Origin of the sequence: Wolbachia endosymbiont (group B) of Parapoynx stratiotata, from assembly GCF_947250635.1 — a bacterium.
Taxonomy (GTDB): Bacteria; Pseudomonadota; Alphaproteobacteria; order Rickettsiales; family Anaplasmataceae; genus Wolbachia.
In genome coordinates this window covers 1,151,435-1,164,491 of the sequence record NZ_OX366335.1, presented here as the reverse complement: position 1 = coordinate 1,164,491, position 13,057 = coordinate 1,151,435, and the positions used below count along the sequence as shown (strand labels likewise).

Genomic DNA, 13,057 nt, shown 5'->3' with positions numbered 1-13,057 from the left:
TCACCAATCAACTTTTCTGTCTTTGGCTTTAATTTGAAGCACAGATATTAGGCTAATTAATGCGCAGGCAGTAAGATAAATCCCTGCTGCAAGTTTTGTTTCGGTTTTTTCTATAAGCCACATGCATATCGATGGAGAAAGACCACCAAAAATACCTGCAGATATGTTATGTGCTAAGCTAAAGCCAGTGCATCTAACTTTCGTTGGAAACAATTCGCAGGCAAGAGAATTATATATTCCAAAAGATGCACCTATCGGCACACTTATTAATAGGAAAGTGAGCGTTACAATATAGTGGTTATCATGTGATAATAGCGAAAGTGCTGGCAAACTGATGCAAGCTAAAGCTACTAATGTGGGAATTATCACGTTTTTTCTTCCAACTTTATCAGACAGTATTGCAAACAGCACTGCAGACGTTCCAAATGTAATTTCAACCATAATCCTTACTACATTTTTAATATCGATGCCTGAGAGAATAAGTTCTTTTACAGATATGTTGTAAAACATGATTGCTGAATAAACAATTGCATTTTGGGCAATGCCAAGTCCAATTGCTAGCACAAATGCCTTTTTATAGTCCCTGATTAATTCTAAAAAGGGAGAATTAGATAAGCTTTTATTTTGGTCATGAGTTTTATATGCTAGACTCTCTTCCATTATGTACCTTATTAAAAAGCCTATTACACCCATAACAGAGCAGAAATAGAAGAGCAACCTCCAGCCCCAAATTTCATAATTTTCACCTGTAAACTTTTTGCAAACAGCTATCATTACAAAGCATGTAATAGAACCAAGAGCACCACTAAAAGCTTTCATGCTACCTAAAAAGCCTAGATTTTTTTTGTCGCTTGAATGCTCTATTAAAAAAGCTGAATTGATACTTGTTTCTCCACCTGCTGCCATTCCTTGTGTTATTCTACAAAGCAGAAGCAGTATAGGAGAAAATATTCCTATTTCTTTAAAGCTTGGTATAATCGCAATTGCAGTAGATGATATCGAAGCTAATATTACGGAAGTCAGCAAAATTTTCCTTCTGCCGTATTTATCTCCAATGTAACCAAAAATAAATGCACCAAGTGGTCTAAATCCAAATCCAATTGCAAAACTGCCAAGAAATTTGATTGTGCTTAAATAATCACTTTCTGAAGGAAAAAAAACGTTGCTTATTATATGCGTTAAAACTCCAAACAGAGTTACTTCATACCATATAATCATATTGCAGATTATGCTTGATAGTATTGCTTTTTGAATATTGTTCATAACTTCCAGTTTACCACACTCCGCTATAAAAATTTTTATTCAACAACCTTTAAAGACAACTCACGTAAATGCTTATCCTCTACTTTAGAAGGAGCACCCATTAGAACATCTTCACCTTGCTGATTCATAGGAAAACAGATTACTTCACGAATGTTCGGCTCATCAGCAAGCAGCATAACCATTCTATCAACCCCTGGTGCTATTCCACCATGAGGTGGCACTCCAAACCTAAATGCACGCACGAGCGCACCGAATTTTGTATCAACTTCCTCTTTACTGTAGCCTGCAATGGCAAAAGCTCTGTACATAATATCTAGTTTGTTATTACGAATTGCTCCACTTGACAGCTCTATTCCATTGCAAACAAGATCATATTGGTAAGCAAGGATATCCAGTGGATTCTTTTCTTCTAAATCTTTCAAGCCACCATGTGGCATAGAAAATGGATTATGAAAGAAATCAATTTTTTTACTTTTATCGTCATACGCAAAGTAAGGAAAATCAATTACCCAACAGAATTTGAAGATATTGTCATCTATAAGACCTAGTTCTGATCCCAAAAGAATACGCACTTTCCCTGCAATTGTTGCTGCCTCATTCTCTTTGTCAGAAGCAAAAAACACACTATCTCCAGGTTCTATATTTGTTATTTCTTTTATGGAATTTAACCTATTTTCATCAAGGAATTTAGCAATTGGTCCTTTTGCAATTCCATCTTTATCGAACGTTATATATCCAAGACCTTTAGCACCGAATTCTCTTTGCGCATGTTCTATCTTTTTATCAAAGAAGCTGCGTGGTTCCTCTGCTGTTTTAGGAGCAGGAATGGCTCTCACTACCATACCGCGTTCAATATTGCTTTTGAAAATATTAAACTCTGAATCACGGAAAATTTCTGTTACATCGCTAATTAATAATGGATTACGCAAATCTGGCTTATCAGAGCCATATTTGAGCATTGCATCTTTGTATGTAATGCGTGGAAAATCTTTATCGACAGACTTGCGAGAAAATTTCGCGAACACTTTATATAAAGTAGATTCAATAACCTGAAATATATCTTCTTGAGTCACAAAAGACATTTCAAGGTCGAGCTGATAAAACTCCCCAGGAGAACGGTCAGCCCTTGCGTCCTCATCACGAAAACAAGGTGCAATTTGAAAATATTTATCAAACCCTGAAACCATAAGCAACTGCTTAAAAATCTGTGGAGCTTGTGGTAATGCATAGAATTTACCAGGATTTAGTCTGCTTGGCACTAAGTAGTCACGTGCACCTTCAGGAGAAGAGGCAGTAAGTATTGGAGTTTGAATTTCCAAAAATCCTTGCTCTATCATGAGCCTCCTGAGCTCTGAAATGATCTGTGAACGCAGAATAATGTTGTTACGGGCTTTTTCACGTCTTAAGTCAAGAAAACGATATTTAAATCTCATGTTTTCTGGGTATTCTTGCTCACCGGCGATACTTGCTAATATACTCCTTTCTTCTTTTGCTATTTCTTCATCACAGTGGAACTCAACTTCCGATTCAACTTGTAAATTACTAACTATAACTTCAATTTCTCCTGTGGAAATAGAGCTATTTACCGTGTCTTCAGTTCTAGCTTTGACTATTCCTGTGACAGTAATCACACTTTCTGATTTTAAATTTGAAATTTCATCAAAAAAGTCTTTGTCATTATTAAATACCAGTTGAGTAATTCCATAAAAATCTCTTAAATCAACAAAGATTAGGTTACCATGGTCACGTTTACGGTACAGCCACCCAGAGAGAGTAACTTCCTTTTCTACATCATTCTTCCTTAATTCATTACACGCGTGAGTTTTATAGCAGTTCATTTAATTGAAATTTCTAGAATACAGAAAGATTATAAAATAAATTAACCTTTGGGCAAGCTAATATCTAAAAATCCTTTATAAGCAATTCTGATTTAGATATACTTTTTTATTATGTGTGTTGAGGTGTATTTATGAACCCTAAAGAATTAAAAGAAATTTTAGCTAAAAAAGAGAGGGTGAATGCTGTAATAAAAGATCTTGTTGATACTGTCACCAAAAATGATTTAGAAAAAGTAAAGTCAATTTTTGAGGAAAATAGTTCCATTATTCGAGATGTTGTCACTGAGGTTAATTCCCAAAGCGGTACAAATTTATTAAAGTGTTCTACTAATAACAAAATGGCCGAATATCTAATAGAAAAGGGTATAAGCTTTAGCGCTGCAGTCACAAAGGCAGTTAAAAGAAGAGATTTAGAGTCAGTAAAATCAATCTGTCAGATTAACAGCTTAATAGATAAAGATGAGTTATCGCAAAATCCTGAGCCACTAGAATCTGCAACTTATGATCACAAATTTAATGATAAAATTGCAAGGTATTTGATTGAACAAGGTGCAAATCCTAATGCAACTGATCATCTTGGTCGTTACTTACTTCATCTGCAAACTGCACAAGGCAATTTCGAAGGAGCTAAGGCTTTAATAGAAAACGGTGCGGATGTTAACTTAATAAATCAAGAGGTAAAAAGCTATCAGAACTTAATTATTGGTGGTAGTGCGTTAAAGGGTCAAACTGCGTTGAATTTTGCAATTAGAATATATTACAGACATAAAGACATAGACGATCAAAAATCTGATAAAACCTTAAAATTTATAAGTTATTTAATAGAACACAAAGCAAACTTAAATATCAAAGATTGTAATGAGATGGTCCCTTTAGATATTGCTATATTTCATAATTCTCCAAAGATAGTAGAATTATTGATAAAAGCTGGTGCTGATCTTAATGTTGGAAGGGAAAAAGCAGAAGGTGTTTTAAAGTATGCAATTACTGAAGGGCATATAGATATAGGGAAAGCTACAATTCGATATATTTTGAAACATGACTCACACTGGTTAACAACTTCAAATAAACCAGATCTTCTCAATGACCAACAAGAGTTATCAGTCTACTGGGACGAATATAAAGCTCAAGTTAAAGAACTTCATGATATAGTGGAAGATAGAATTAACTTGACTGGTGACGGCTCTACCCGTCCTATAATGAGAACAGTGAGTGGCTTTTTAGATCATGAAAGTAGAAAAAATCTAGTAAAATCATCATTCATATCTAGTGCTGAGGCACCAGAAAATTTTTGTCCGAGAAAGCTGGCTGTTATAAGTGTAGCTGCAATAACCTGTGCTTTAGCGATATACTTTCTTGCTCCATTAATAATGGGTTCCTCTATTGGGGTTGGCACTCAATTGGCATTAGGAGCTGTAGGTGCAGTTGTAGGTGGTGGAATTGGAATCTTGACCAATGTGGCAATAGATCAATGCTACGTTAATTTAGCTGCTCAGAAAGCTGACTAAAATTAAAGCGTCATAGATTGCTAAAACTCCATGATTGTGTAGTAATATAATATTACTTTCCTCAAGCCTTTAGCTCCTCAAATACTTCTCTTGCTCTGTTTAAAACAGAATCAGGAAAACCGGCAAGTTTTGCTACATGTATTCCATATGACTCATCTGCAACGCCCTCAATTACTTCATGTAAAAAGATGACTTCTCCTTTCCATTCTTTTATTTTCATACAAAAACATTTCACATTTTCTAAGTATTCACCTACTTTAGTTAATTCATGATAATGAGTTGCAAAAATGGCGCGGCACTTATTTACATTGTGAATATGTTCAATCACCGCCTGTGCAATAGATAATCCATCATACACCCCTGTGCCCCTACCAATTTCATCAAGTATCACCAAGGAACGGTCCGTTGCCTGATTTACTATCGTTGCTGTTTCGATCATCTCTACCATGAAGGTAGAATAACCAGCTGTTATATTATCTGTTGCACCAACCCTGCTAAATATCTTGTCAATCACTCCTACATGCGCACTCTCTGCTGGCACAAATGACCCCATGTGAGCTAAAACTGCAATGAGAGCGTTTTGCCTCAAGAAAGTGCTTTTTCCAGCCATATTAGGACCAGTAATTAGATGTATACCAGCTAAATTGATGCTATTTGCAATGAATTTATCGTTAACTTCAACCACTGGATGTCTTCCGCTACAGATATTGAACTCTTTGCTGTCATCAATGATGGGTTTTACGTAATTATTTTGCACTGCAAGCTCTGCAAACGCGGTTCTAATATCAAGTTTTGCCAAAGCATTTGCAGCAAGAGCAATTTTTTCAGATTCTTTAGCGACTTCACTACACAGTTCACTAAAAATTTTCATTTCTAAGCCGATTGCAGCATCACGTGCCGTAAGAATTTTATTTTCTAGTTCTTTCAACTCATTAGTAGTGTAGCGCATGCTATTTGCTAAGCTTTGTCTATGAATAAATATATCCGAAGTTATTTTGTGATTTGCCGACACTTCAACGTAATAACCGAGTATGTTGTTATGTAATATTTTAAGTGCGGCAATACCAGTTAGGTCGCGATAAGATTCACGGAGTTTGGTTATTAGTTTATTACTATTATTTAATATGTAGGATAACTCAGATAATTCTGAGTTGTATTTTGAGTGAATAAATCCTCCTTCTTTCACGAAACTGAGGTTATTATCAAGTATAGCACTATTTAACAGTTCAAATAGGTCTTTATGATTGCCAAGGCTTTTATGTATTGTGCTTAGTTCACTTTCGTCACTACTTATCACCTGAGTAGTAGACACTGGTTCCTTTTCTCTGGTCAAGCACTGGAATGACATCTGAGAGTTAATTTCTGATTTTTCACTTAAACAATAATTATGCAAGGTAGACAGAAACTCAGACAACTCTAAAGTTTTTCCTAGGCCTATTTTTAATAGGTTCATATCCTTTGGTGAACCACGCCCTAGTATTAAGCGCGATAAAGACCTCTCAATATCTGGAATGTTAGATAATATCTCTCGTATTTTTCTGCGTGGCTCATGATTATTTACAAAAAATTGAGCGGTGCTGAGCCTCAAATTAATTGCCTTAGAGCAAGCAAGGGGTGAAGCGAGCATTTGTTTGAGCAGGCGTCCACCAGAGGCTGTTACTGTGTGATCAATAACTGAAATTAGTGAACCTTTCTTTTCACCAAATTGAGTTGAAAACAACTCAAGGTTTCTCCTTGCTGAAGCATCAATAAGCATGAAATTTTGTTGCTTATAGGTTTTTGGGAATTCAAGCCTTGGAATGGAGCCCCTTTGTGTTACTCTGACATATTCAAGCAGTGCACCACACGCCATGATTTCTACTTTGCTGAAATTTCCTATACTCCCAAGTTCCCTGATTTTATAAAACTCGCATAACGTTCTGTGAGATTTACTATACTCAAAAAAGCTCTGTGCGTGTTGCGTAATTGATATTTTATAATTTTTTAAAATCGATCTAATTTTTTCGTCCTCAGTGAATTTTTCAGAAATTAATAATTCTCTTGGTGATATACGCAATAAATCACTATCTAGAGCTTTCAAACTCGTTAAAATGTGAAAAAATTTTCCCGTCGATAATTCAAGCCAACTAATAGCATATTCGTCATTTTGTCCAACTATGGATGCGAGATAATTATTGCTTTTATCCTCCAGTAGTGAATCTTCTATAATTGTACCTGGAGTTACAACTCGCACTACATCACGTTTTACTATGGATTTATATCCCCTCTTTTTTGCTTCATCAGCAGTTTCTAATTGGTCACAGATTGCTACTTTGAATCCTAAATCTATTAGCTTGTGCAGGTAAGACTCACTACTGTGTGCTGGCACTCCACACATTGGTATTTCTTGCCCATTTGAATTGCCTTTCTTGGTTAGCACTATATTCAGCAATTTCGCAGCTTTAATAGCATCATCGAAAAACAATTCATAAAAATCGCCCAGTCTATAAAACAATAGATGATCCGTGTATTGAGCTTTCAAATTTAAATATTGCTCCATTACAGGGGTATTTTTTTCTCTTATTAAGTTCATAACATTTTTAAACATGTTAGCAGCAAACCACTTACTCTGGTGTTGGTTATTTTATTATGGATCAATAATTTTTTTTAGCTATAGTACAAAAACAAATAGTTTGAGGTAGAATTATGGAATATGAACGGTTGTTAAAAATATTAAGGACAATAAGTGACTTAAATGAGAACAATATAATCGAAAGGATAAAAGAGGAATTGGAAAAAGAAGATCCAGACACGTATAAAAAGTGGCAAGATAATGGATTTAACATAAATTATACATTCGATGATCAAAGTACATTGTTACATATAGCTGCTAGAAATGATCTTGTAAAGATAGCAGAGCTTTTAATAAAAAAAGGGGGTAATGTTAATACAGCAGATCAAGATGGATGGAATCCTTTACACTTTGCTGCTGCAAGTGGTAGTATAGGAGTGGTAGAGATTCTCATAGCAAACGGGGCTAATGTTAATGCAGCAGATCAAGATGGGTGTACTCCTTTGCATTGTGCTGCTCACAATGGACATAAAGAGATAGTAGAACTCCTATTAGACACGGGGGCTAATGTTGATGCAGTAGATAAAGTTAAGATAACTCCTTTACACGCTGCTGTTCGCTTTGGTTATACAGAGATAATAAAAGTTCTCATAGCAAACGGGGCTAATGTTAATACAGCAGATCAAAATGGGTGTACTCCTTTGCATTGTGCTGCTCACAATGCAAATAAAGAGATAGTAGAACTCCTATTAGACACGGGAGCTAATGTTGATGCAGTAAGTCAGGCTGAGAGTACTGCATTACATCATGCTGTTTCTGCTGAAAATTGCCAAGTGGAAATAGTAAAAGCTATCATAGAAAAGGAAGCTGCTGTTGACATAGCGGATAAATACGGGCGTACTCCGTTATGCTGGGCTATTAGAAATGGCTATTCAGAAATAGCAAGAATTCTACTTGAAAACAAAGCAGATCCTTTATTGGGACATAAAAGTTTTAACACATTAAAGCTCTTGATTGAATTAATAAAAAATGATTTTAAGCACTCTAAGAAAGCAGAAGAAACACAGCAACAAGAGGATGATGAATATGAATTGATTAAATACGGGAACGTTCAAAAAAGTGTGTCAAGCCGCATTTTTAGTTCAACTCAATTTTCAATCTATCTGGAAAGAAAATATCAAGTTGAGACATAGTTAAAGCCCAATTAGGGAGAGCCATAATCCACTTTTGCTCTACCTTTTTTATAGCACAATATACCTGTTTGTACAAGGCATTTGTACTAGTAAATGAACCCTTAGTTTTAGTAAATTTCCTGATTTGTCTATGCAACCCCTCAATTGGATTGGTGGTGTAAATCAGCTTCCTAACTTGCCCAGAATACTTAAAATAACTGGATAAGTTTTCCCAATTGTTCTGCCAGGATTTTATAACTAAAGGATACTTCTCTCCCCATTTTTCTTCCAGCTCAAGCAGATAATTCTCAGCGATCTCGGGAACGTTCAAAAAAGTGTGTCAAACCGAAAAAAAAGTAATAAATTGATATAAAAAATGGAGGTTTGATATGGGTCAAGCAAATAGAACTACTGGTTTGGTAGATTATAAAGAATTAGAAACAAATATCCTGTCATCTATACGAGAAGGAAGACCATTGACAGGAAGAGATGGAGCATTAACACCGTTTATAAAAAGGTTGCTAGAGGCAAGTCTGGAAGGTGAAATAGAAAGCCACATGTCAGCTAAAAGTGAAGAAAATAACCGAAGAAATGGAAGGAATGCAAAAACTTTACGTACAAGTTCAGGCTCATTTGAACTATTAACACCAAGAGACAGAGAAGGAAGCTTTGAACCGCAAATAGTCAAAAAAAGGCAAACAAGCCTACATCCAGAACTTGAAGCAAAGGTCTTAAGCACATATGCCAGTGGCATGGGATACAGAGATATAGCTTCACATGTTGAGGAAATATATGACCACAAAATATCAGCAGCAGAGATATCCAGTATTACTGATAAACTGCTACCAGTAATCAATGAATGGCGCAGCCGCCCACTGCAATCAGTGTATCCAATAGTGTTTATGGATGGCATGTTCTTTAAGGTCAAGGAGGACGGACATTGTATAAGTAAATGCATGTATAATATATTGGGCATAAATCAAAATGGCAGAAAAGAAGTATTAGGTTTTTATTTGGCTGAAAGTGAAGGAGCTAACTTCTGGTTGGGAGTTCTAAATGACCTAAAAGAGCGAGGAGTAGAAGATATTCTAATTGCCTGCATTGATGGGCTAAAAAGCTTTCCTGCGGCTATAAATAGTGTGTTTCCTAAGGCAGAAGTACAGCTATGTATAGTGCATCAGATAAGGAATTCACTGAAATATGTATCTAGCAAAGATGTAAAAGTTTTCATGAATGATTTGAAAAAAATATATCGTGCTTCAAGTAAAGAGATCGCTGAGAATTATCTGCTTGAGCTGGAAGAAAAATGGGGAGAGAAGTATCCTTTAGTTATAAAATCCTGGCAGAACAATTGGGAAAACTTATCCAGTTATTTTAAGTATTCTGGGCAAGTTAGGAAGCTGATTTACACCACCAATCCAATTGAGGGGTTGCATAGACAAATCAGGAAATTTACTAAAACTAAGGGTTCATTTACTAGTACAAATGCCTTGTACAAACAGGTATATTGTGCTATAAAAAAGGTAGAGCAAAAGTGGGATTAGGGAACGTTCAAAAAAGTGTGTCAAACCGAAAAAAAAGTAATAAATTGATATAAAAAATGGAGGTTTGATATGGGTCAAGCAAATAGAACTACTGGTTTGGTAGATTATAAAGAATTAGAAACAAATATCCTGTCATCTATACGAGAAGGAAGACCATTGACAGGAAGAGATGGAGCATTAACACCGTTTATAAAAAGGTTGCTAGAGGCAAGTCTGGAAGGTGAAATAGAAAGCCACATGTCAGCTAAAAGTGAAGAAAATAACCGAAGAAATGGAAGGAATGCAAAAACTTTACGTACAAGTTCAGGCTCATTTGAACTATTAACACCAAGAGACAGAGAAGGAAGCTTTGAACCGCAAATAGTCAAAAAAAGGCAAACAAGCCTACATCCAGAACTTGAAGCAAAGGTCTTAAGCACATATGCCAGTGGCATGGGATACAGAGATATAGCTTCACATGTTGAGGAAATATATGACCACAAAATATCAGCAGCAGAGATATCCAGTATTACTGATAAACTGCTACCAGTAATCAATGAATGGCGCAGCCGCCCACTGCAATCAGTGTATCCAATAGTGTTTATGGATGGCATGTTCTTTAAGGTCAAGGAGGACGGACATTGTATAAGTAAATGCATGTATAATATATTGGGCATAAATCAAAATGGCAGAAAAGAAGTATTAGGTTTTTATTTGGCTGAAAGTGAAGGAGCTAACTTCTGGTTGGGAGTTCTAAATGACCTAAAAGAGCGAGGAGTAGAAGATATTCTAATTGCCTGCATTGATGGGCTAAAAAGCTTTCCTGCGGCTATAAATAGTGTGTTTCCTAAGGCAGAAGTACAGCTATGTATAGTGCATCAGATAAGGAATTCACTGAAATATGTATCTAGCAAAGATGTAAAAGTTTTCATGAATGATTTGAAAAAAATATATCGTGCTTCAAGTAAAGAGATCGCTGAGAATTATCTGCTTGAGCTGGAAGAAAAATGGGGAGAGAAGTATCCTTTAGTTATAAAATCCTGGCAGAACAATTGGGAAAACTTATCCAGTTATTTTAAGTATTCTGGGCAAGTTAGGAAGCTGATTTACACCACCAATCCAATTGAGGGGTTGCATAGACAAATCAGGAAATTTACTAAAACTAAGGGTTCATTTACTAGTACAAATGCCTTGTACAAACAGGTATATTGTGCTATAAAAAAGGTAGAGCAAAAGTGGATTATGGCTCTCCCTAATTGGGCTTTAACTATGTCTCAACTTGATATTTTCTTTCCAGATAGATTGAAAATTGAGTTGAACTAAAAATGCGGCTTGACACACTTTTTTGAACGTTCCCTGAGTTGAACTAAAAATGCGGCTTGACACACTTTTTTGAACGTTCCCAATACTTTATAATGTCCAAGTGGATGAATGTGGATATCTAGCTTATTTTTGCTAACATCAATGCCAGCAATGATATTTGATGAATTCATAATTCCTCCGTAAGAATAATATAATACTGCATTTTCCACCCTTATATACGAGCCTAAAAACTCAATCAGTTGTTCGGAACTATTCAGTATATAAACAGAGAAGAGAACCTTGCTCCAATACGGTCCCTTATGACCAAGATCTATGACGGTTCCTCTTCTCTATACATCTTTATATTACTACTTCTTAATACTTATAAAGACTTGTTTTTAACATATAAGATCTTTGGTGAAATTATCCAAGTCTTTTAAGCGAAACGTTTGAATATGCTCAGGTTTCCCTTCTTGTAAGTAACAAACAGTAAAACTATTGGTATGTAAATCGACTCCAATGTGACGCATATTTTTTCCTCCAATTGCATATTTCAATATATCAGAGTAGAATATTGCCGGTTGTTCCAAACTCCTATACGAGGTCATCACATTTTGTGAGCCTCACGATGATTTTCGGTGGCAGGGGCAGTTAATCTCCCCCACGAAGTCTTCTTTCTACTCCCTGGGCAGAAAGTGCTTCAGAAAAACATCCAACCTGCCACCTATCCACTCTGAGAAGTCATTATCTTCTCTTGCTTCCAACCAAGCAATACTTATTCATACCATCTCCCTATTTTTCCTCCAGTTCAAGTAAATAATTCTCGGCAATTTCTCTACTTGATATGTTTTTTTCAAATCATTCATGAAAACTTTTGCTCGATACATATTTCAGTGAATTTCTTATCTGATGTACTATACATTTCTGCTTTAGGAAATACACTGTTTATTGCTTTAGGAAAGCTTTTTAACACATACAATCAGGATATCTTCTACTCCTTTCTCTTTTAAGTCATTTAACATCCCTAGCCAAAAGTTAGCTCCCTCACTTTCTGCTATATAAAAGCCTAAAACTTCTTTTCTGCCATTTTGCTAATATGTTATACATACATTTGCTTACACAATGCCCGTCCTCCTTGACCTTAAAAAACCATGAACACTATTGGATATACAGATTGCAGCGGACGACTGCGCCATTCGTTGATTACCAGTAACAATTTGTCAGTAATACTTGATATCTCTGCTGCAGATATTTTATATTTCTTCTACATGCGATGCTATATCCCATGCCACTGGCATATGTACTTAAAACCTTTGCTTCAAGTTCGGTTGTTTGCCTTTTTCTGACTACTTGTGGCTCGAAACTTCCTTCTCTATCTCCTGGTGTCAATAGTTCAAATACTTGTCCGTAAAGTCTTTGAATTTCTTCGGTTGTTTTCTTCGCTTTCAGCCGACAAATGGTTTTCTATCTCGCCTTCCCTCTAGCAGTTTTTTTATAAATGGTGTTAATGCTCCATCTCTTTCCGTCAATGGTCTTCCTTCTCGTATAGATGATAAGATATTTGTTTCTAATTCTTTATAGTCTACCAAACCGGTAGTTCTGTTTGCTTGACTCATTGTCAAACCTCCATTTTTTGTTTCTATTTTATTTTTACTTCTCGGTTTGACACAGTTTATTTAACACTCCCAAGCTTAATAGACAAATGGTAGGCAAAAAGCTTGTTACACCACCTCCAACGTTTCCATTACCCTTTTCCTTAAGTCATAACTATATGCTACTGGCATCCTTACCTTCACTACTATAAATCCATATCTTACTCTTTTTGGACTATTATGAGAAGGGCTATAGTTCCTTCTTTCTTTATCATTTATTTTGATAGTTCCAATCCTATCCTATGTTT

Annotated in this window: 7 protein-coding genes and 4 pseudogenes; 4 read left to right on the top strand and 7 right to left on the bottom strand. The window is 35.7% G+C overall.

The window, feature by feature from the left end:
• The gene (locus OOT12_RS05290) at nt 1–1,263 is read right to left on the bottom strand and encodes an MFS transporter (protein WP_264374675.1); all 1,263 of its coding nucleotides are present in this window, start codon (nt 1,261–1,263) and stop codon (nt 1–3) included.
• A 35-nt stretch (nt 1,264–1,298) separates the two neighbouring features.
• Nucleotides 1,299–3,101, bottom strand: a complete 1,803-nt coding sequence (aspS, locus tag OOT12_RS05285; RefSeq protein WP_264374674.1) for an aspartate--tRNA ligase — start codon at nt 3,099–3,101, stop codon at nt 1,299–1,301.
• A gap of 131 nt (nt 3,102–3,232) precedes the next feature.
• Between aspS and OOT12_RS05280 the strand changes: the two genes are divergently transcribed.
• Nucleotides 3,233–4,609, top strand: a complete 1,377-nt coding sequence (locus OOT12_RS05280; protein WP_264685243.1) for an ankyrin repeat domain-containing protein — start codon at nt 3,233–3,235, stop codon at nt 4,607–4,609.
• Nucleotides 4,610–4,670: 61 nt separating this feature from the next.
• Here the strand turns inward: OOT12_RS05280 and mutS are convergent, their stop codons facing one another.
• Nucleotides 4,671–7,181: a DNA mismatch repair protein MutS gene (gene mutS / locus OOT12_RS05275; protein WP_264374672.1), complete on the bottom strand. Its 2,511-nt coding sequence runs from the start codon at nt 7,179–7,181 to the stop codon at nt 4,671–4,673.
• A 113-nt stretch (nt 7,182–7,294) separates the two neighbouring features.
• Between mutS and OOT12_RS05270 the strand changes: the two genes are divergently transcribed.
• On the top strand, nt 7,295–8,353 hold the full coding sequence (locus OOT12_RS05270) for an ankyrin repeat domain-containing protein (RefSeq protein ID WP_264685242.1): 1,059 nt from the start codon (nt 7,295–7,297) through the stop codon (nt 8,351–8,353).
• Here OOT12_RS05270 and OOT12_RS05265 read toward each other — a convergent pair.
• Nucleotides 8,298–8,651, bottom strand: a pseudogene (locus OOT12_RS05265) (transposase); the annotation flags it as partial. The gene OOT12_RS05270 and the pseudogene OOT12_RS05265 sit on opposite strands and share 56 nt — an antisense overlap.
• A 70-nt stretch (nt 8,652–8,721) precedes the next feature.
• Here OOT12_RS05265 and OOT12_RS05260 point away from each other — a divergent pair.
• Nucleotides 8,722–9,867: pseudogene (locus OOT12_RS05260) on the top strand (IS256 family transposase); the annotation flags it as partial.
• A gap of 78 nt (nt 9,868–9,945) precedes the next feature.
• Nucleotides 9,946–11,178: an IS256 family transposase gene (locus OOT12_RS05255; protein WP_096097236.1), complete on the top strand. Its 1,233-nt coding sequence runs from the start codon at nt 9,946–9,948 to the stop codon at nt 11,176–11,178.
• Here OOT12_RS05255 and OOT12_RS05250 read toward each other — a convergent pair.
• From OOT12_RS05250 to OOT12_RS05240, 3 genes and pseudogenes are all read right to left on the bottom strand, one after another.
• Complete coding sequence (locus tag OOT12_RS05250) at nt 11,175–11,387, bottom strand: hypothetical protein (RefSeq protein ID WP_264685241.1); 213 nt, start codon at nt 11,385–11,387, stop codon at nt 11,175–11,177. The two genes, OOT12_RS05255 and OOT12_RS05250, sit on opposite strands and share 4 nt — an antisense overlap.
• A gap of 177 nt (nt 11,388–11,564) precedes the next feature.
• Nucleotides 11,565–11,687: pseudogene (locus tag OOT12_RS05245) on the bottom strand (IS110 family transposase); the annotation flags it as partial.
• A gap of 265 nt (nt 11,688–11,952) precedes the next feature.
• Nucleotides 11,953–12,773 (bottom strand): annotated as a pseudogene (locus OOT12_RS05240) (IS256 family transposase); the annotation flags it as partial.
• Nucleotides 12,774–13,057 lie beyond the last annotated feature (284 nt).